Source organism: Halolactibacillus miurensis (assembly GCF_900116255.1).
Lineage (GTDB): Bacteria > Bacillota > Bacilli > Bacillales > Amphibacillaceae > Halolactibacillus > Halolactibacillus miurensis.
In genome coordinates this window covers 15,947-37,806 of sequence record NZ_FPAI01000019.1, presented here as the reverse complement: position 1 = coordinate 37,806, position 21,860 = coordinate 15,947, and the positions used below count along the sequence as shown (strand labels likewise).

The 21,860-nt window shown below is 38.1% G+C and carries 17 protein-coding genes and 1 pseudogene; 17 read left to right on the top strand and 1 reads right to left on the bottom strand.

What is annotated here, in order from left to right; translation table 11 throughout:
• The first annotated feature begins 2 nt into the window (after nucleotides 1–2).
• The 14 genes and pseudogenes from BM390_RS11180 to BM390_RS11115 all read left to right on the top strand — a co-directional run bounded on the left by BM390_RS11180 (nucleotide 3) and on the right by BM390_RS11115 (nucleotide 15,412).
• A complete protein-coding gene (locus tag BM390_RS11180) occupies nucleotides 3–902 on the top strand; it encodes a DUF7916 family protein (RefSeq protein ID WP_062322068.1) in 900 nt (299 codons plus the stop codon).
• Nucleotides 903–914: 12 nt separating this feature from the next.
• Nucleotides 915–1,232, top strand: a complete 318-nt coding sequence (locus tag BM390_RS11175; RefSeq protein WP_089854835.1) for a PTS sugar transporter subunit IIB — start codon at nucleotides 915–917, stop codon at nucleotides 1,230–1,232.
• Nucleotides 1,233–1,243: 11 nt separating this feature from the next.
• Entirely contained in the window at nucleotides 1,244–1,552 is a 309-nt protein-coding gene (locus BM390_RS11170; RefSeq protein ID WP_062322070.1) for a PTS sugar transporter subunit IIA, read from the top strand.
• Nucleotides 1,553–1,796: 244 nt separating this feature from the next.
• On the top strand, nucleotides 1,797–3,155 hold the full coding sequence (locus BM390_RS11165) for a metallophosphoesterase (protein ID WP_062322072.1): 1,359 nt from the start codon (nucleotides 1,797–1,799) through the stop codon (nucleotides 3,153–3,155).
• A 16-nt stretch (nucleotides 3,156–3,171) separates the two neighbouring features.
• The gene (locus tag BM390_RS11160; RefSeq protein ID WP_089854857.1) at nucleotides 3,172–4,314 is read left to right on the top strand and encodes a glycoside hydrolase family 53 protein; all 1,143 of its coding nucleotides are present in this window, start codon (nucleotides 3,172–3,174) and stop codon (nucleotides 4,312–4,314) included.
• Nucleotides 4,315–4,515: 201 nt separating this feature from the next.
• Complete coding sequence (locus BM390_RS11155) at nucleotides 4,516–5,475, top strand: LacI family DNA-binding transcriptional regulator (RefSeq protein ID WP_089854832.1); 960 nt, start codon at nucleotides 4,516–4,518, stop codon at nucleotides 5,473–5,475.
• A gap of 214 nt (nucleotides 5,476–5,689) precedes the next feature.
• Entirely contained in the window at nucleotides 5,690–6,070 is a 381-nt protein-coding gene (locus BM390_RS11150) for a VOC family protein (protein ID WP_062322074.1), read from the top strand.
• A gap of 253 nt (nucleotides 6,071–6,323) precedes the next feature.
• Nucleotides 6,324–7,190, top strand: a complete 867-nt coding sequence (gene licT, locus BM390_RS11145; RefSeq protein WP_062322075.1) for a BglG family transcription antiterminator LicT — start codon at nucleotides 6,324–6,326, stop codon at nucleotides 7,188–7,190.
• 285 nt (nucleotides 7,191–7,475) lie between these two features.
• Nucleotides 7,476–9,409 (top strand): annotated as a pseudogene (locus BM390_RS11140) (beta-glucoside-specific PTS transporter subunit IIABC).
• Nucleotides 9,410–9,522: 113 nt separating this feature from the next.
• The gene (locus tag BM390_RS11135) at nucleotides 9,523–10,956 is read left to right on the top strand and encodes a glycoside hydrolase family 1 protein (protein WP_089854829.1); all 1,434 of its coding nucleotides are present in this window, start codon (nucleotides 9,523–9,525) and stop codon (nucleotides 10,954–10,956) included.
• Between the two features lie 583 nt (nucleotides 10,957–11,539).
• Complete coding sequence (locus BM390_RS11130) at nucleotides 11,540–13,054, top strand: sensor domain-containing diguanylate cyclase (RefSeq protein WP_089854826.1); 1,515 nt, start codon at nucleotides 11,540–11,542, stop codon at nucleotides 13,052–13,054.
• An 88-nt stretch (nucleotides 13,055–13,142) separates the two neighbouring features.
• Nucleotides 13,143–13,694 carry a glutathione peroxidase gene (locus BM390_RS11125; RefSeq protein ID WP_089854822.1) on the top strand — a complete coding sequence of 184 codons (552 nt, stop codon included), beginning with the start codon at nucleotides 13,143–13,145 and terminating at the stop codon, nucleotides 13,692–13,694.
• Nucleotides 13,695–13,840: 146 nt separating this feature from the next.
• Complete coding sequence (locus BM390_RS11120) at nucleotides 13,841–14,470, top strand: YczE/YyaS/YitT family protein (protein WP_062322081.1); 630 nt, start codon at nucleotides 13,841–13,843, stop codon at nucleotides 14,468–14,470.
• A gap of 27 nt (nucleotides 14,471–14,497) precedes the next feature.
• Nucleotides 14,498–15,412 carry a diacylglycerol/lipid kinase family protein gene (locus tag BM390_RS11115; protein ID WP_062322083.1) on the top strand — a complete coding sequence of 305 codons (915 nt, stop codon included), beginning with the start codon at nucleotides 14,498–14,500 and terminating at the stop codon, nucleotides 15,410–15,412.
• Nucleotides 15,413–15,446: 34 nt separating this feature from the next.
• Here BM390_RS11115 and BM390_RS11110 read toward each other — a convergent pair whose 3' ends face one another.
• Complete coding sequence (locus BM390_RS11110) at nucleotides 15,447–17,093, bottom strand: GGDEF domain-containing protein (RefSeq protein ID WP_062322084.1); 1,647 nt, start codon at nucleotides 17,091–17,093, stop codon at nucleotides 15,447–15,449.
• 213 nt (nucleotides 17,094–17,306) lie between these two features.
• Here BM390_RS11110 and BM390_RS11105 point away from each other — a divergent pair, with 213 nt between their 5' ends.
• The 3 genes from BM390_RS11105 to BM390_RS11095 all read left to right on the top strand — a co-directional run bounded on the left by BM390_RS11105 (nucleotide 17,307) and on the right by BM390_RS11095 (nucleotide 21,800).
• Complete coding sequence (locus tag BM390_RS11105) at nucleotides 17,307–18,317, top strand: LacI family DNA-binding transcriptional regulator (RefSeq protein WP_062322086.1); 1,011 nt, start codon at nucleotides 17,307–17,309, stop codon at nucleotides 18,315–18,317.
• A 51-nt stretch (nucleotides 18,318–18,368) separates the two neighbouring features.
• Complete coding sequence (locus BM390_RS11100; protein ID WP_062322088.1) at nucleotides 18,369–20,093, top strand: methyl-accepting chemotaxis protein; 1,725 nt, start codon at nucleotides 18,369–18,371, stop codon at nucleotides 20,091–20,093.
• Nucleotides 20,094–20,483: 390 nt separating this feature from the next.
• Nucleotides 20,484–21,800, top strand: a complete 1,317-nt coding sequence (locus BM390_RS11095; protein WP_062322091.1) for an ABC transporter substrate-binding protein — start codon at nucleotides 20,484–20,486, stop codon at nucleotides 21,798–21,800.
• The last annotated feature ends 60 nt before the right edge of the window (nucleotides 21,801–21,860 follow it).

Sequence of the window (21,860 nt, the reverse complement as noted above, 5' to 3'; positions counted from 1 at the left end):
ACATGGTTAAGCGTCTCATAAGTGCAAATGCTTCTGACATTTTAGCATTATCGAAAGAAGAACTAAAGTTAAGTATAAAAGCAAGTGAGGGTCGGGTTATTTGTTCAGAAAATGTCGCCCCAAGGGAATCGTTCATTGGTGATATAACAAATGCAGAAATGGCGCGTGCTTTCGGGGCAGATCTTATATTATTAAATGGTGTCGATGTATTTGAACCTGTTATTTTTGGTTTAGAGCATAGTGCATGTGACTTTGTTGAAAAGCTTCATCACTTAACAGGAGCACCAATCGGTGTGAACTTAGAGCCCGTTGATACAGAGGCAGAAATGAACGAAGACACGCTAGTGATTTCTAAAGGTCGACAGGCTTCAAAAGCATCTTTTGAACAAATTGAAACATTAGGGATGGATTTTGTCTGTCTAACAGGGAATCCGGGAACAGGTGTCAGTAACAAAGAAATTGAAAAAGCGATTGAATTAGCCAAAGAACATTTTTCAGGATTAATTATTGCTGGAAAAATGCATGGTGCTGGTGTGAATGAGCCGGTTGTTTCAACAGCACAAGTTAAAAGCTTTATCGATAAAGGTGCAGACATTATTTTAGTCCCAGCCGTTGGGACGGTACCCGGTTTTGATGCGGCAACATTAACAGAAATTGTTCAACATGTTCATGCGCATGATGGTTTAGTGATGACGGCAATAGGCACCAGTCAGGAAAGTTCTGATGAAGATACGATTAAACAGATAGCGATTCAGAATAAAATTTGTGGGGTTGATATTCAACATATCGGTGATGCGGGTTATGGCGGTCTCGCGCCCGTTGAAAATATCTTTGCTATGAGTAAAGCCATTAGAGGTATGCGTCATACGGTCTCTCGTGTAGCAAGATCAATCAATAGATAAGGGGTGTTAAATGTGGAAAATAAACAGATCATGTTAGTGTGTGCAGCAGGAATGAGTACAAGCTTGTTGGTCGGAAAAATGCAAACTTTTTCTAAAGAAACGGCACGTCATCATAATATCTTTGCGCTATCTTCTTCAGAAGCCGATAGTTATATTAAAGAGTCTGCGGTTGATGTGATTTTACTGGGACCACAAGTGCGTTTTATGTTAGATGACTTTAAGAAAAAAGTCGCAGGTTTAGATATACCGGTTGATGTTATTCCGATGTCAGACTACGGTATGATGCACGGGGAAAATGTGTTATTGTTAGCAGAAAAATTAATGAAGTAAGGGTGTAAAATATGGATAACAAAAAAATTATGGCAGTCATTATGGGGATCATTACACATAGTGGGGATGCAAAGAGTCATGCGATGGAAGCGATTAAAGCGGCACGTGAGGGTGATTTTGAAAAGGCAGATGATTCAATTAAGCAAGCAGAAAGAGCGTTTGTAGAGGCCCACCATAGCCAAACCGCCTTACTGACAAAAGAAGCGCAAGGGCAGAAAACAGAGGTGTCATTACTTATGGTACACGCACAAGATCATCTTATGACTAGTATGACATTTACGGACCTAGCAAAAGAAATCATTTTCCTACATCAAAAGTGAAAGAGATAAGAGAGAACTAAAAAGTAAAAAAACAAAAAGCATAAAAGTAATGAAACGACGGTCTTATATCAATAATAAAAGAAGAGCCGATAGCTTAGCTATTTGCTCTTCTTTTATGTTTAAATCGTGATAAAGGCTATTGGTAATTTCTTTAAATGTGACGGATACGTTTAAGTTGTCAAATGGTGATGCATTCGGTACGCTTATAGTAATCATGACAGATAAGTAAAAGAGGTTAACGATAATGAAACGTCCATTAATTATATTTTTGATACTTACTAGCTTAAGCTTAGTCGTGTTAGGTTTCCAGTCATTGATCAGAGAACCAATGGTGGCTGTTGATATTAATAAGCATGTCACATCGGTTGTCGAATCAGATGAAGAGATTGCTATCATGCTGGCAACGGATTTGCATTATTTAACGGATGCGTTAATTGAACAAGGACCCGTGTATGATGATTTATTTCAAGCTGGTGATGGGAAAATGTTATATGATTTAGAGCTCATTGTCGATAGCTTTGTTAGAGAAGTTCTTAAAGTAAAACCTGATGCCGTCGTAATCAGCGGTGATTTAACGCTTAACGGTGAAAAGTTAAGTCATGAACATTTATCAAATAAACTTGAAGTATTAAGAGAGAAAGGTATCGCGGTGCTTGTTATTCCAGGTAACCATGACATTAATAATTATCATGCTTCACGCTTTACAAAAGATAAGGTGTTCCGGGTAGAAAAAACATCGCCTGACGATTTTGACCAAATTTATCAACAAGATATCACGCAGGTTGTTTCAAAAGATGAGTCCTCACTTAGTTATGTCGCAGCATTACGTGACGATCTATGGCTTGTGATGCTTGATACCGTAAAATACGAAGATAACAGTAAACAAACCCCGTCACAACCGTCAGGTAGGGTAAGACAAGAAACAGAGCTGTGGTTAGAAAATGTACTAGAAGAAGCAAGCATACAAGGTGTCCAGCCGATTGTTGCCTCGCATCATAATTTACTTGAACATCACCCTCACATGAATCGCAACTTTACGATTGAACATAACCACCGCATAAAAGAACTATTTCAAACGTTTGGGGTAAAAACACATTTTAGTGGGCATATCCATGTACAACATACAGCGGTGGAAGATGATTTGTATGATATTGCCACCGGTGCCTTAAGTGTTTATCCGCATTTGTATGGTTTAGTAACGATTGATGAAGATCAAACATTACGGTACGAAGCGGTCTCGTTAGAGGTGCCGGGTGAATTTTCATTAGCAAATGAGGATCATCAAGATACGGATGAAACAGTTAATTTTCATATGTATAGCCAGGCTACGTTTGAATCTATTAGTTATGATAAAGCAATGAGCCGTGTCTTATTGTATGATTTACCACTGGATGAGACAAGACAAATGGCGACGGTTTTCACTAAGTTTAATACGAGCTTTTTTAGTGGAACTTTAAAAGATGATCACGAAGCAATCAAAGCCTTACCAGGTTATCCATTATGGGATCAAACGGGTGATACATCACTGAAGTGGTATATGTTTAGTGAGTTAGAAGGTCCTTTTTTTGATCATCAGACGATAGATATATTACATGAAAAATAGTTATGAGGTTTTTGGTGTGAGCTTAGATATTCGTGGAGTAGATGTGTCAATGTTAGCAGCAGTTGAAAATGGAGGTGGGAATTTTTGCAAAAAGGGTCAAGCAACGGATATATTTACTATTCTGAAGTCCTCTGGTGTTAATTTGATTCGCTTAAGATTATGGGTGGATCCTTACAATGAGACTGGTCAACCGTATGGCGGGGGCACGAATGATTTACAGACAACGATTGCCTTAGCAAAGCGTTTAAAAGCAGAGCGTCTCGCCTTTATGTTAGATCTTCATTATTCAGACTTTTGGGCAGACCCTGGAAAACAAATGAAACCGAAGGCTTGGGAAAAATTAAGCTTTGATGACTTACAAAAGCAAGTCTATAGTTATACAAAACATGTTCTTCGTCAATTAGAAGAAGAAAACGTTTTGCCAGAGTATGTTCAAGTGGGCAATGAAGTGACGAACGGGATGTTGTGGCCTGATGGAAAGACGCCAATTTTTTCACCAGAAGCTAACCAGTTTGAAGATGAACAAACCGGTGCGTTACAAAAGGGGCAGCAAGCATTTGATCGTTTAAGTATATTGTTGAAAGCAGGCGTTAAAGCGGTGCGTGAATATCCAAATATGAAGGTACTCCTTCACTTGGATTTTGGTGGGGCTAGTTATTTATATGAACGCTGGTTTAAAGAAATCATCGCCCGTGGGGTTGATTTTGATATTATTGGCCTATCGTATTACCCGTTTTGGCATGGGACATTAGCGGATCTAACAAAAACAATGACACTAGCGGGTAAGCTGTTTGAAAAGGATCTCATGATCGTTGAAACGTCCTTTGGTTTTACTGATCAGTCACCTAATGGAGAAGTGAATATTTTTTCAGATACACTGGCAAAAATCGCTGGATATCCCGCCAGTACCGAAGGTCAAACGGCTTTTTTAACAGACTTAATTGCCACGATTGATGAGGTGAAAGGTGAGGGTTATAAAGGTTTAGGCTTCGTTTACTGGGAGCCTAGTTGGTTACCTGTTAAAGGGGCGACATGGGCAACAAAAGCCGGCATGGCCTATATTAATGAAAATGCGGAAGAAGGCAATCACTGGGCTAATCAGGGTTTATTTGATTTTAAAGGTGATGCTCTACCAGGATTAGATGTATTTAAGCAATAATTAATTAATAAAAAAGCATCCTCGTTACGCGAGAAGTCTCTCTAACGCCGACGCATGCTTTCTATATCTTAGTATAGCTGATGAAACCCGTTTCATATCAAGGGATTATTAGTAATTATTTACGGATATCAGAAACGTCATAACAATAAAAGTGATATTGAGAGGGAAATCAAAGACAATGAAAGGGGTGAACTATGCATAATGACGAATATAAAAGATTTAGCTAAACGAGCAGGTGTATCAGTTACAACGGTCTCACGGGTATTAAACCATCACCCCTATGTCAGTGAAGCGAAGCGAATAAAGGTTGAGCGGGCTATTGATGAAACAGGGTACTTACAAAATATGAATGCGGTTCATTTGAGTAAGGGGAAGACGAACGTCATTGGTGTTATTTTACCTTTTCTTGATCACCCGTATTTTGCTCAAGTGCTGATTGGGATAAGTGAAAAGGCACAAGCAAAAGGACAAACACTCATGCTATTTCCGACAAACTATGATGCAGAAAAAGAACAAGAAGCGCTACTCATGTTGCGGCAAAAACAATTGGACGGGGTGATTGTTTGTTCGAGAGTGACGCCGCTTCATGTGTTAGAAGATTACGTTCAGTACGGTCCGATTGTCTTGTTAGAACAACGAAAGTCCGATCAGTTTTCGTCTGTCTTTGTGGACCACCAAGATGTTTTTAACCAAGCTTTAGAATATTTATATCAAAAAGGTCATCGTAACATTGGCTATACAATCTACCGCCGAAACGGCACGCATTCAAAAGTACGAGAAGAAACTTATCGTGCATTTTTAGCCCGCCATGATCTCCCCTTTAACAAAGACTATTGTTTTGATGGTGCCTTGTATTTGGAAGATAGTATCGATGTGTTAACAAAGCTGATGAAGCTAGAGCCCTCACCAACTGCATTACTTATCACAAGTGATCAAGTCGCAGCGGGATTTTTAATTCATGCTAAAGCATTTGGTCTAACTATACCAGAGGAGTGTGCAGTTATCGGACTGAATGATGAGCCTATCGCAAAAGCATTAAAGTTAACAACCATCCATATCCCGCTAAAAGCGATGGGAGAAGCTTTGTTAGACCAAGTGTTATCACCACATCGAGAGAATAGGCCATTTGATATTACTCTGATTGAACGGCAAACCGTTTGACTTGTTATAGCACACACAAATCATTCTACAAGGTGACAGAACGGAGTAGAAACAAGAAAGCTTCTTTTACACTATAATTATTTGTCATAATCTAATATCGCTTTTATCTACTGCATTTTTCGGGTAATGTACAGTATACAGATAGTCTAATGATGAAACAATTGTATATACTACATTAGTTGAGTGATAACATCTTTAGATAGGAGTGAGGAAAATGAGAATTGATCATGTTGCTTTATGGGTCAAAGACCTAGAAAAAATGGTGTTTTTCTACACAAAACATTTTGGTGCAACGGCGGGTAATCGCTATACGAATAAAGAGAAAGGTTTCCAGTCATATTTTCTAACGTTTGAATCCGGAGCACGCTTGGAACTAATGTCGCGGACAGATGTGACCGAAAAAGATGATGAACAGGTGTTAGGTTGGGCGCATATAGCGATTAGTTTAGGTTCAAAAGAAAAAGTTGATCAATTAACCGATGAACTATGTCGGAAAGGTTACTGCCATATGGACGGTCCAAGAACGACCGGGGATGGTTATTATGAAAGTGTCGTTTTAGATCCAGAAGGGAATCATTTAGAATTAACGATTTGATGTGCGGAATATAAGAATTAAAAGCTCAATCTTATTGGTTGGGCTTTTTGTTGTATAACAGATTTTATTGCTGTTGATAATGAAATGGTGATGAAAAATTGTCTTCACTTTATGATTCTGTGTTAGGATAAAATTAATATTTACTTGTCAGAATGAATAAACTATGATAGAAAATAATTGACCTTAAGTTTTAAAATGACAGACTGTGACATGAGCGATAGGGATGTAGAAAAAATCCAACAGGGGTGAGAAAGTGGAGATTTTGAAAGTATTGAACAACAATGTCGTCACCACTTTGAATGAGAATGGTCAGGAAATGGTTGTGATGGGGAGAGGTCTTGCGTTTCAAAAGAAACCTGGTCAGACGATTGATCCATCAGCTATTGAAAAACAATTTATCTTAAAAGATAAAGAGACATCAGGAAAACTTGACCAACTGTTAAAGTACACATCAGAAGAGTATTTAGATTTAGCATCAGAAATTCTCATTTATGCACAAAAGCACGTGCCGTATGAACTGAATGAATATTTATATGTCGCCTTAACTGATCACTTGAGTTTTGCGATTGCGCGGTTCAAACAAGGCATTGAGTTAAAGAACAATTTGTTGTATGAAGTGAGAAAGTATTATAAGCGTGAATATCAAATCGCTAAACGTTGTTTAGATATTATCGAAAATAGAACCGGTATTCGTCTTAATGAAGATGAGGCAGGCTCGATTGCCCTGCACTTAGTCAACAGTCAGTTGACGGGTGAAAACATGCAGGCGGCGGTTCAAGTAACCGAGATGGTTGATAATATTTTAAATATCGTCAAGTACTTTTACCAAATGGAACTCGATGAAACAACGATCAACTATGAGCGCTTTGTCACACATTTACGTTATTTCGCCGTGCGCTTTATTCGCAAAGAAGTACCAGAAGACACCGTGGATGACTTTATGCATGAACAAGTGATGCGAAAATATAGTCAAGCGTATCAATGTACTGAGCGGATTAATCTGTATTTAGAAAAGAATGTTGATTGGCCACTCTCACAAGATGAACGTGTCTATTTAACCGTTCATATTCACCGAGTAACGTACCGTGAATATAAAGAAAATCAACAAAAGCAACAGTAATCATCATTTAATTGTAAATATATTCAATTTAAATAGTTCTTAATGATTAAAAGTAAATAAATTATGAAAACGCTTTAAATATTTGTTGACAGATGTTTTTCCTCATGATAAATTGAAGTTGTTAATTAATTAACACGACAAACTGAATATTAAACATTTAGGAATGTTACCTTTTTGGGCATAACCTGGATCAATCTTACGGACACGACACGTGTGTGTCTCTGTGATTGATTCAGGTTTTTTTATTACCCAAATACAAACAACCAAAACGAAAGGGTGTTAAACATGAAACATGAACAATTAGCAAAAGACATTATTGAACGTGTCGGCGGTAAAAGCAATGTAAAAAGTGTGGTCCACTGTATTACGCGGTTACGTTTTAAATTAAAAGATGAGAAGAAAGCGGATACAGAGGCGCTAAAAAATATGGACGGCGTTGTGACCGTCATGCAGAGCGGGGGCCAGTATCAAGTCGTTATTGGTAATCACGTGTCTGACGTATACAAAGCGGTTGTTAGTGTCGGTGGATTTAAAGATGGAAGTGCAACGGATGACGAGGCAACCGATGAGCCGAGTGGTAGTTTATTTGATCGGTTTATTGATTTAATTGCTGGGATCTTCACACCAATTCTTGGCGTGTTAGCGGCATCTGGTATGATCAAAGGTCTCAATGCCCTGTTTGTAGCACTAGAATTTTTAACAGACACAAGTGGGACTTATCAAATTTTAAATGCAACAGGTGACGGACTCTTCTACTTCTTACCAATTTTACTTGGATATACAGCCATGAAGAAATTTGGTGGCACACCGTTTCTTGGTATGACCATTGCGATGGCGCTTGTCTATCCAGCACTTGAAGGTATTCCAGGTGCGACAGAGCCACTTTATACGTTGTTTAGTGGCACGATGTTTGAGTCACCCGTCTATATTGAATTTTTAGGTATTCCGGTTATTTTAATGACGTATTCTATGTCGGTTATTCCGATTATTATTTCAACGTTCTTTGCGGCTAAACTTGAAAAATTCTTCGCAAAAGTTGTACCATCTGTTGTTAAAATGTTCTTAGTGCCGATGTTAACTTTACTCATTATTGTACCCATCACCTTTATTGTCATTGGTCCAATTGCCACATGGGCAAGTCAGTTACTCGGTCAATTTACGGTTTGGGCGTATGATTTAAGTCCAGTGATTGCCGGAGCCATCTTAGGTGGTTTCTGGTTAGTGTTTGTTATGTTTGGTCTCCACTGGGGACTTGTGCCAATTGCGATTAATAACTTCGCAACACAAGGGTATGATGCGATTTTAGCGCTAGTTTTTTCACACTCTTGGGCACTTGCGGGTGCGATATTAGCTGTGTGGTTAAAATCTAGAGATAAGAAGATTAAAACATTAAGTGCACCAGCGTTTATTTCGTCGATCTTTGGTGTAACAGAACCTGGTATGTACGGTATTGCCTTACCTTTAAAGAGACCATTTATTATTACGTTGATTGCATCCGCGATTGGTGGAGCCATCTTAGGTTTCTTTAGAACAACAGGTTATGTCATGGGTGGACTTGGTGCCTTCCAGTTCCCAAGCTTTATTTCACCAGAAGGTTTTGATATGGGATTCTATGCCGCTGTGATTGCTGCTGTGTTAGGTTTTATTTTGGCTTTCGCCCTAACATGGGTATTCGGTGATATTAATAAAAAAGAAGCTGAATCACCTGTGACAGGTGTTAACACAGGAAAAAAGTAACGACGCCTGAAGCAGGTTTGGTTGAAACAACCGTTGTAACAAGTCCAATCAAAGGTCAGTTTGTAAAATTAGAAGATATTGATGACCAAGCGTTTAATTCAGGCGCACTCGGTTTAGGTATTGCGATTGAACCGACTGAAGGATTAGTTGTTGCACCTGTTTCAGGTAGTGTCACATCGCTTTTCCCAACGCATCATGCGATTGGGATCACATCAGATGAAGGCGCAGAAATTTTAATTCACGTTGGAATGGATACGGTTAGGTTAGAAGGTGAGCATTTTACCGCACACATTAAGCAAGGCGATCGCATTGAACGTGGTCAAAAACTCCTTTCGTTTGATATTGAAAAAATTAAAGCAGCTGGTTACCCGCTGACAACACCAGTGGTCGTAACAAATGCATCAAACTACCACGTCGAAGTAACCGTACCAGCAACAGTATCGACAGATGATTTAATTTTAGAACTTATTAGTAAAGGCTAAAGTAAGTCACGTTTTATTTATAGGGAAAAACTTCAGGTCAAAGAGCAAGTGAAAAAACGTGAAAACAGAGGGATTAAAAGTATGTGTAAGCAATAAAAAGGAGGACAATAATTATGAGTTATCCATTTAAAGAAGATTTTTTATGGGGCGGGGCAACTGCCGCCAATCAATTTGAAGGTGGTTTTAACGAAGGTGGCAAGGGCTTAAACTTAGCTGATGTGTTACCAGGTGGGAAAGCGCGTTTAAAATTACTCGCAAGTCCTGGATTTGATTTTGAAATTGATGAAGCAAACTATTCTTATCCAAACCATGAAGGTATTGATTTTTATCACCGTTATAAAGAAGATATTGCGTTATTTGCTGAGATGGGCTTTAAAGTGTTCCGCATGAGTATTGCGTGGAGTCGGATTTTTCCGAATGGTGATGAGTTAGAGCCAAGCGAAGAAGGGCTTGCCTTTTATGACCGCGTCTTTGATGAGTTAGCAAAATATGATATTGAGCCACTCGTGACGATCGCCCATTATGAAACGCCCCTGCACTTAATTAAAGCATACGGCGGTTGGAAGAACCGCCAGTTAATTGACTTCTTTGATCGTTATGTCGAGACAATCTTTACGCGCTATAAAGATAAAGTGACATACTGGCTGACCTTTAATGAGATTAACGGGGCGACCCATATGCCGCTCTTTGGTCTAGGTTTCTCACCGTCAAGTGAAGAAGCAAGATTGCAGGAGAGCTTCCAAGGCTTGCATCACCAGTTTGTCGCGAGTGCACGTGCGGTACAAAAAGGGCATGAAATTATTCCTGGCTCACAAATTGGTTGTATGTTAATTTATGCGCCTGTCTATAGCTATGACTCAAATCCTGACAACGTCATGCATACGAGACGTGAAACGGATCTCTTTAACTTCTTCTGTGGTGATGTGCAAGTGCGCGGAGAATACCCGTACTTTATCGATCGCTACTTTGAAGAAAATGATATTAAGGTTGAAATGGAAGAAGGCGATCTCGATACCATTAAAAACGGGACCGTTGACTTTATTTCATTCAGTTACTATATGTCACGGACTGATAAAAAAGAAAAGACACCAGAAGAACTTGGTCAAGGGAATCTTATTGGCGGGGTGAAGAATCCATTCCTAAAAGCAAGTGACTGGGGCTGGGAAATTGATCCGGTTGGCTTACGTATCAGCTTAAATGAACTGTATGGTCGTTACCGTAAACCACTGATGGTCGTAGAGAATGGTTTAGGTGCGTATGATGAAGTCGAAGCTGATGGCTCTATTAATGATGATTACCGGATTGACTATTTACGTGAACATATTAAACAAATGGGTGAAGCAGTGAAAGACGGTGTTGACTTAATCGGTTACACGTCTTGGGGTTGTATTGACCTTGTCAGTGCGTCAACAGGGGAATATTCTAAACGTTACGGCTTCATCTATGTGGATAAGCATGATGACGGGTCTGGTACGTTAGAACGGAAGAAGAAAAAATCATTTGATTGGTATAAGAACGTCATCAAATCAAATGGTGCGCAGTTATAATTTTTAAACAAAGAGTTGCTATAAAAATGAGAAGTCCGCACTTATAAAGTGGACTTCTCATTTTTATTTTAAAGGTATTTATATTGTACCTATTAATCAAAACAACCAGTTATAAAGAAGGCTACCTAGAATAATAACTAAAATAACAAAAAACATAACAGTAGGATTACCGAAAAACGTCCGATCAAAAGTGTCTTTATGTTTATCATGGTCTTTAGGTGGAATGGTGTGTCGCATATTTTTCCGCCTTTCTATGTTTTTTTATCTGCTCTTCTTTTTATCTATATAGATAATTTTAACATATCTATTATTCATTTAACATAATTTTCTGAAAAAATATAGTGAGCGACTGCATTTTGGTAGAGATGGAAGAGTGTCAATTAAATTTGAGTGATGGGAGGTCATCGGCAGTGTCTAATACATGCGGATGTGCTATAATTGAAAAGCGCTTACTAGTTCGTAAGTCATCATTCATTAACGGTTAAATATAACTAATCCGTGTAGCGTTTACATGAAGTAAACATAGAATCTAATATAGATAGAAAAGCCATAAGACGTATAGATTATATAGGGGGGATGGCGCATGAAAAACAATTATCGATTTTTAACATTAATGATTGCGATCATTATTAGTGCCATTGTATTGATATTCCAAATCGTATCGCACAATGAAACAGAAAAAGTATATGTCAGTCAAATTGAAGACGTCGCACTTGAACTTAAAAAAGATTTTTTAAAAGATACTGTCAATAACATGATTAGTCAAATTGAGCGCTTACGCGCATCGAAACAAACCGTTTATCAATTGAATACAAATAAACGATTAGAACGACTATCGACTTTAGCTGAAAATATGTCAGAAACCGACTTTGTTGAACTTTATCAACAGGAGTTTCAGGTAAGTGAAGATCATTTATGGACCGCCTACTTATTTGACCATAAGACAGACACACTCGTTTTTTCAACCGAAAGTGGTGGGCAAGTAATGTCTAAAGAAGAGATTGAATCAGCCCTAGCAACAGAAGTGACGCTTGAAAAGGGGTCATTAACCGGTGTTTTTGGTGTGAATCATCAGTATATTGACGCAATCGTTCAGTCAGATATTAGAGATATTATATATCATCAAAGATTTGAAAATGATGCGTATATTTGGGTGAACGAAGTCATTAACTATGAAGGTGGAGAGGATTATGCGATACGTCGTATTCATCCGAACTTGATTGAATCAGAAGATGAATTCCTCTCAACAGATACGACAGATACAGTCGGCAACACACCTTATTTAACAGAACTGAATGGGATAAATAATGACGGAGAATTATTTTTTACGTACTATTTTAATAAATTACATTCAGACAAATCCTCGAAGAAAGTAACTTATGCCAAACTCTATGAGCCTTACGATTGGATTGTAGCCATGGGGGTTCATTTAGATGATTTAGACGGTTATGTGAGTGAAGTGCGTGAAGAAAGCGAAAAATTATTAACGCAAACTGTGCTGAATATTTTACTGTATTTAATACTGGTGCTTGTGGTAGGTTTCTTTTTAGTCTATTTCGTTATGGAAAGAAACTTACGTAAGTCAACGAAAAGATTAAGAGAAGAAGCAAGTACAGATCCACTGACAGGGGCTGAGAGTCGACGTTATGGCGAGCGCATTCTTGCGCATCAATTTGAGATGTATCATCTGAAGAAAAAACAAGCATACTTAGCGATGTTTGATATCGATGATTTCAAACAAATCAATGACCAATACGGCCATGAAGCAGGAGATAACGTATTAAAACACGTGACAGCTATTGTTCAAGAGATTGTAGGAGAAGACGGTCACTTGATTCGCTGGGGTGGGGATGAGTTTGTTATCGTGCTCGATCAGTTAACAAAAGAAGAGACGGTTATGCGATTAGATCACATCCTGTATTATTTTGACACGCATCCCTTTGCATTAGAATCCAATCAGATCACGATATCACTATCGATTGGATTGTCAGCTTTTTCGCCAAAAGATCGTGACTATCAAGCAGCTATTAAACGAACCGATGAAGCAATGTATGAATCGAAACAGCACGGGAAATGTCAACTCACTGTGCGTGATTAATTATCTACTTTGAGCATATCATGCCTCTCCCTTTGTATAACTAATGTATAATGACAATGATACTATTTATTACAGAGGAGAGAATATGATGACAACAATATATGATTATGAAGCACTAACAATTGAAGGTGATCTTGTATCTTTAGAACGATATAAGGGTGACGTATTACTGGTGGTAAATACTGCCAGTAAGTGTGGGTTTACCCCGCAGTTTGAAGATCTGCAGAAGCTATATAGTAAATATAAAGATCAAGGCCTGACTATTTTAGGTTTTCCATGTAACCAATTTAACGCACAAGAACCAGGCACAAATGAAGAAGCGGCTGAATTTTGTCAAATGAACTACGGGGTAGAATTCCCTATTTTCAGTAAGATTGATGTCAATGGCGCGAAGGCTCATCCATTGTTTCAATTCTTAAAACAAACCCAACCCTTCCTTGGGTTTGATGAGACAACGATGAATGGGAAACTCATTAAAAAAATTATTGAAGATAAGTATCCAGAGTGGGTTGTTGGGAACGATATTAAATGGAACTTTACTAAATTCCTTGTAGGTCGTGATGGTGAGATACTAAAGCGTTTTGAACCAACAGACGAACCGATGGATTTTGAGAAGGATATTCAAGCTGTTTTAGCTTAGTAGATGACACGTGTAGCATAGTTGCTGCGCGTGTTTATTTTTTTTTTAAAAAGGTATAGATCTGTCAGTATAGCTAGTATCAATGAGTTAAAATATGGTATAGTGGTAAGATAACTAACGACATAAAAAAGAAATGAGGCAAAACGATGTCACTCAGTCAAAAACGTATCATGGGGATGTTATTTGGGAATCTATTATTAGGAATGGCGATTGGTGTGTTACGAATCGCCGAATTAGGAACAGATCCTTTTGCGACAATGAATTTAGGTGTCAGTGCAACACTTGGATTATCTTTCGGATTTTATTCTGTTTTGTTTAACTTATTATTGTTTGTCTTTCTATTTATAAATAGCCGGGAGCTTATTGGGTTCGGGACCTTTATTAATATGTTTCTTCTAGGTTACACGGCTGACTTTATCGTTTATTTCTTTCAGACGATGGATGTAGGGGAAATCGGGTTAGGGATTCGCTTTATTTTGCTGTTTGTTGGTGTATTCATCTCATCAACAGGTCTATCATTATATGTCACAGCGAACTTAGGTGTTTCACCTTATGATGCTTTGCCACTTATGATGCAAGAAATGACGAATAACCGTATTCCTTTTGGGATAGCGCGCTTAATTGTCGATGCAACGGCTGTATTAATTGGGTTTTTCTTCGGTGCGGTTGTTGGTGTAGGGACACTTGTCGTGGCTGTCTCGTTAGGACCGTTAGTCTCTGTCTTTAATAAATATTGGTTTGAGCCGATATTAAAGCCAGAAACGCTTAAAAAATAGCCGATAAGCGTTAAATGAGGTGACAACATGAGACTAGCTTTTATAGTAAATCCGACATCAGGTAAAGGTGTGAAGGCCTTTAAGACATTCAAACAAAAATTAACGATTCCGTACCGTACATATATGACCGCCTACCCTGGTCATGCGACAAAAATTGTCAAGCATTTAATAAAAGAAGAGAAAATATCGTTAATTATTGTTGTCGGTGGGGACGGGACCATACATGAGGTGTTAAATGGCATTGGCCTTCACCCAATCACGCTAGGTGTGATTAAAAACGGATCAGGTAATGATTTTGGTAGGTATTTCAAAACATTTGAAGACCCAAAAGAAATCGAGCGATTCATCCGTCATCCGAAGAAATCACACGTAGATGTTATAAAGGTAAAACACGGAAATTTTAGTCGATTGATTGTGAATAACAGTGGCATCGGTTTTGATGCGTTAGTCTGTGAGTACGTCAATCAATCACGACTAAAAAAGGTATTGAATAGGTTCAAGCTTGGTCATCTCGTCTATCCTTATTACGTCATCAAAGCTTTAAGGACGTTCAAGCCATTTTCTATGATGGTGTCTATGAATGGTGAGGACACCTTGTATGAGCGCGTATGGTTTTTAACGGTGAGTAATCAACCTTATTTTGGAGGAGGCATGCAAATCGCCCCGTTAGCTAAGGCTGATGATCAATGGCTTGATGTCACGATTGTGCACGGTTTAGATGCGAATACTTTCTTTAAAATGTTTTGGCTCGTTTACCGCGGAAAGCATCTTGATTTACCCTACGTTAGTCAGGAACGAGCGCCAGCTGTTTCTGTCGCCTTAGCCGACCGAATCGTCTGTCATAGTGATGGTGAATCATATTATATGAATGGGCATTTTCCGATTGATTACACCGTCTTACCAGCTCAATTGCGATTAGCTGAACCAATGCGAAGGAAATAGTAATCACATATAAAACACGAAGCTAAAGATAAAGTTAGCTTCGTGTTTTGCGTTCAATTTTATTCTGGTACATTAACTGGTCAACATGATGATAGAATGGGGTATAACTTGGCCACTCATCTTTGTTGAAAACGTCACTTCCAACGGCAACATCAATAGTATAAGGCAGACTATGTGAGTGTTCGTTTAGCTGTTTTCGTAAAGTAATCAGTTGGCGCTGATGAAGGTGTTTGTCCAATCGATCGCTTAACACAACAAATTCATCCCCACCGATGCGATAACAATGTTCGTCTTCGAAAGAATCAAGTAAAGCTTGATAGACGGTCTTAATCGCATGGTCACCGCTTGTATGTCCGAAGTTATCGTTAATATATTTGAGGTGATTTAAATCGATCAGCACTAACCGGAAAAACTTCTCTTCCTCAAGTCTTTTCTTTAGATCACGTTCATAAGCGGTTCGATTTAATCCGTCTGTGAGTAAGTCTTGATAGGCGAGTGTTTCAAGCAATTGATTTTTACGCGTTTGTTCAGCACTTTGTTTGATATACTTATATGTGTCGATAAATAAGAGAATAAAAAATATCAAAACTCCTATCAGTAACATGCTAGAGATCGATTGAAAAGTTTTAGTGTAAAATAAAACGGCTTCAAGTATAAATGAGATGATTAAAAGTGCCACGTAACGCGCGACTTTTTTAATTTCTTCGTTTTTATCGTAGTGATATTCGTATAGTAGAGCGGTTACTTGAATAATGGCAGCTATTAAAATGACACTTAATAAGATCGCCATTAATTCAATGAAATTTAACAGATTGAATTGTTGGAGTACTAACATTAATAAGGCAATCATCCAAAAAGTAACCGCTACTCCACGAAATAAATGGATAAAGCGTTTCGTAATAACTTCTTTAATGTATAAGGCAATAAAACTGACAATGAGCGGAACCATTAAGTAACTGATGCTACCAATAATAAATGGATTGCCCGTCATAAATTGAAGAAGTTTTGATTCCCCAATAATCCATAGACTCGTTGTTAAACTAAGTAAACCTAGGTATAATAGCCGGTTATCGCCAAATTTTCGTTGGGATAAAGCAATCATTAAACAAGTAAGAGCGAGAATAAATAAAACTAATCCAACGGTAAAGTTTAAGCTTTGATTTTTAATCATATCAAACAACATGGCATCCGCTGAACCAATATGAATGGGATTAATGGTTCCGGCAAACGCCTTTGTTTCAGAGCGAATTTCCAACGCGAGCGATTTACCTTGATAATTATGAGGTAAATAGACGAGCTCCCAAGAACTGGTCAAAGGTGTTCGAAACAAACCGTTGCGGTTATTAATTTTTTCATGGATCTTCTCGCCATCTAAATAAACAACAAGGTCCTGAAGTGATGCCCGTATCAGAAGATGATCATAACTATTAGGTGTATCAGGTAGAGTAGTTGTCGCAAAGTAGGTCGTGTTTTCTCCTACGTTAATCTCTGCGGGTAAATCAACAGTCTGAACATACATCTCCCCAAAGTAGATATCCCAGTTATCATTTAGTGTCGTGAAGCGATCAGGTAAAAGCTTTAGTGTATCTGAGCGGTGAATATATGAAAACATAATAAATATTAATAAAAAGGCTAAACTAAAGCTTAAAACAATCCGCCGATTTCTTAAGTAATTTTGCATATCCTCACCCCGCCTTTTTTCACATTAGGTCTTTAGGTTTATTTTATCATAAAAACAGTGATTTGTATGCTATCGCACTGTCGAGTCATGTTGGTGCATCGAAAATTAACAGCGAAAGTTTTCGTAAAAGCATAAAGAAGGCTTGACTTTAGTTATAAATGGTATTTATAATAGAGACGAAAACGCTTTCGTTTTCTAAGGGAGGTGTAAACAATGGCTGTCACAATTTATGATATCGCCAAAGCAACAGGATTCTCTATTACGACTGTGTCAAAAGTATTGAATAATTATCCTGATGTAGGTAAAAAAACAAGGGAAAAAATACTTAAAACCGTTGATGAAATGGGATATTATCCGAGTTCTTATGCAAGAACATTGACAACGAAAAAATCTTATACACTAGGTGTTATTTATATGGAGTCATTAGGCATAGGACTTAAACACTCTTTCTTCAGTGCCATTATTCAATCGTTTAAACAAGTGGTTGAATTAGAAGGGTATGATTTATTATTTATTGCCAATAAAATTGGTGATGAGAAGAAGAGTTATCTTGATCACTTCAAATACCGCGGGGTTGATGGTGTCGTTGTCTTTAGTTCTGAAAATGATGATGATGAACTTGAAAAAGTGATAGAATCTGATTTACCATCGGTTATTGTCGACTTAGACAGCGCGAATACTAATGTTATTTATAGTGATAATTATCAAGGGACAGAAATGGCACTGAAATATTTAATGGCATTAGGCCACAAGAAAATTGCACATATTGCGGGACATCAAAATACCTTTTCGGGGATTGAACGTATGAAAGGCTTCTTAAAAGCTACAAAACAGTTAGGTATCCAAATTCCGCCATCCTATATCGTCAATGGAGGTTTCTTCTCCGTTGAAGGTGGAAAGGAAGCGATGCAACAGTTGCTTGTTTTAAGTGAGCGGCCAACAGCAGTCTTTGCAAGCTCAGATACGATGGCGCTTGGTGCGATGGAAGCAATTAAAGAAGCAGGCCTTCGGGTACCTGAAGATATATCCATTATCGGATATGACAATGTCGAATGGTCAGATTACATTACCCCGAAATTAACGACAGTAAAACAAAATGTCGATAAGATTGGTGCGGATGCGGCAAAAATATTGTTAAATAGTATTAATGGCAAAAATGCTTCATATATTAAAGAAGTTGTACCTGTCTCATTAATTAAACGAGATTCATGTAGCGAATTATAACTCGCTACATATTTTTTAACAAATACAGAAAGCGCTTTAGGTGGTGAATGTATGTTATGGAAAAATAGAAGTATTGGGTGGAAATACTCGCTCGTCTACGTCATTACGATTGCCTTGTTTTTAGCTTCTGCTGGTCTTATAACGTATTATTTAATTGATGTTGAAACAAAAGTGAATGAGATGAATGAAGAAGTCCATCAAATGGATAAATTAAACGAAATGGACATCCTTATTCAAGAGCGATTTGTCTTACTGAGCCGTTATATGGTTGCTCCGGATACCACTCAGGTCAATCAATTTAATGATACAGTAAAAACGTTTGATCAATTAGCAGAAGAAGTAAATCAACACATCACAAAACAAGAAGAAAGACAGTTGTTTGATGTCGTGATCGCCCAAGATCAACAGATTAGAACGTTGTATCAAGATTATATTCAAATTAGAGATCGTGATAAAACCGAACAGCTTGATTTTCTTACTTTAAGAGATGCAGGACGTAATTATTCACAAGCAAGTTTTGCTTTGACTGAATTAAAAAATATCGTAGATGAAGATTTAGCGCAAGATACACGTATCATTTTCACAAGGTTTACGGATACGCGGCTGATCTTTTTAATTGCGATTGCTATCTCGCTTGTTATAGGGACAGTGATTCTCGTAATCGTAAACCGTGATGTAACGAAAAAAATGAACAGCATCACGACGTTTGGTGACGCATTAATGCAAGGGGATTTAACTTCAGAACCTATTGAAATCAACGGGACAGATGAATTCTCAAAACTCGGTTCAATTTTAAATAATGTTCAAACAACCTTCAAAGGTATGATTGAGCGTTTATCTTCTGTAAGTAACCATTTAAATGAAGAAAGTACCCAACTGGAAGAAGGTGCCCGCACATTACAAGCGAAAAATAAAGATGTAAAGTCGCACGTAGGTGAGCTCAAGATGGCGGTCCGTCATCAGTCAGATTTAACACAAGATATCGTGAGTTATTCAGAAACATTTAATGAACGAATCGGTGTCATCGAAGAAGAAAGTAACGAGATGCGCTACAAATCTAAAGGTGTTTCTGTTCAAACCGAACAAGGTATTAAAGTGATGAATGCATCGGTGAATCAAATCAACACGATGTACGAATTAATTGATCAATCAACTAAAGAAATTATGAAACTAAAAGAAAATATTGGACAAGTATCGGATTTATCAGCGCTCGTAAATGATATCGCCAAGCGAACGAATCTATTATCATTAAATGCTTCAATAGAAGCGGCGCGTGCCGGTGAAAAAGGCAAAGGATTTGCGGTTGTTGCCAGTGAAATTCGTCAACTATCCCAAGATGTGAATGCATCAATCACAGATATGAACAATATTTTATCGACCATTCAAACCGGTGCTGAAGAAGTCAGTGAGGGTCTTATTCAGTCAAGTGAGGGAATTGCCACTGAAAAAGAAAATATGGATAAGAACATCAGTGTCTTAGAAAAAATGCAACAGTTCATTGATGAATTAACCGATCATGTGGACACAAACTACGATAGTTTACAGATTATGATTAACGAAAATCAACAACTTTCACAAGCCATTCGAGAGATGCAAGTCTCATCTAAACAAACTTTCGAACAACTGAATTTATCTGATCAAGCGATTAAAGAACAGCGACATGGTGTGGCAGCAATTGCCTCGCAATCAGAGGCTTTGAAAGCGGAATCAATGCAGTTAAATGAGTTAATAGAGACGCTCAAAGAAAAAAACGAAAAAACATCAAATAACGGTTGACAAATGTTCATTATGTCTTTATTATAGTAATTACTAAAGCGGTTTCGCAAGCGCTTTCAAATGTATTATTATACTAAATCATAAACGTGGCGTTGAGTCATCGATCGTGCGTTTATTGATTGAAGAGACAATGTTAATCAAGCTTTCCGCAACGTATCTGCTGCCAATAAAGATACTGAAATCAGGATCGTTGAGAAGGCATTATCTTTTGGATTAGTTATAAAGCGCTTTCGGATAATTGGCGTGATCAATGTTTCCTAAAGGGATGACAATGTCGTTTGACTGTAAAGGAAAGAGGGAACTTAAGGGGGTGAGTCAATAATCACAACATGTTAATGATTGAAAATGCTTAAAACTTTGAATTGCTAATAAGAGTAGGGGGAAATGAATATGTCAAAATTATTAAAAGTATTTTTAGTAGGGTTACTGAGTGTGTTATTGATGACAGCGTGTGGAGGAGACGATGATACGTCAAGTGACGATACATCAAATGACGATACAACAGAAGATACATCAGGTGATACTGGTGATGAAAAAGAGGATGTCACATTATCTTTTTGGGAGTTTGGTAACACAGGTTACGATGTATTGATTGAAGAATACATGGAAGCAAATCCACATGTGACGATTGAACTTCAAAACATGGACCAAAACGATTTACACGATAACTTATTTACATCATTATCAGCTGGTTCAGGTGCGCCTGACGTTGCGATGGTTGAGGTAAACCAATTAGAGCGTTACCGTGATGCAGAAGACAGATTCCATAATTTAAAAGATTACGGTGCAGCTGACGTTGAAGGAAACTTCTTAGATTGGGTATGGCAAACAGGTGAAAATGCCGACGGTTCATTCATGTTTGGTTTACCAACAGATATCGGTCCAACGGTTATGTACTACCGTACCGACGTATTTGAAGAAGCTGGTTTAGAATCATCACCAGAAGCTGTTGGTGAAATGATTCAAACGTGGGAAGATTTTGAAAGTGTCGCACAAGAAATCTATGAAAAAACAGGTAAGCAAATGACCGATGGTGCGGAACTTGTCTTTAACGCACGCCGTGACCAAGCGCCGGAACATTTCTTTAACACAGAAGATGAATTAATTGTTGAAGAGCATGACTATATCCGCAACGCTTATGATTACACTGTTAGCTTAATTGAACAAGATCTTATTGGTGATATTCAGCTATGGACGCCAGAATGGTTCGCAGGTATGGGTGAAGGTACTTATGCAACACTATTAGGCCCAGCTTGGATGCAAGGGGTTATTAAAGACAACGCTGAACCAGGTGTATGGTCAATTACAACACTTCCTGAAGGTGCCGGTAACTGGGGTGGTTCTTACTTAACAGTACCTGCAGAATCTGAACATCCAGAAGAAGCATATGCTTTTGTTGAGTGGATGACAGCACCAGAACAACAATTAAAATCATTCTTAGATTACGGTCTTTTCCCATCAGCGCCATCTGTATATGAAGATCCTGAATTCTTAGATTACTCAGATGAGTTCTTTGGTGGCATTAAAACAGCGCAAGTATTCTCTGAAGCAGCCGAAGCCGTTGTGCCTGTATACAAAGGTAAAGGTTACTATACTGTAAACGATGTATTACAAGAAGCCGTTTCTAACGTAAACGCGGGTGCTGATCCTGATGAAGAATGGAACGCAGCAATCGAACAAGCGAAAAGTGCATTAGCACGTCAATAAAAACAAAACTGGTTAAAGAATATGGTTTGGGCCATATTCTTTAACCCATATTAAGGAGGG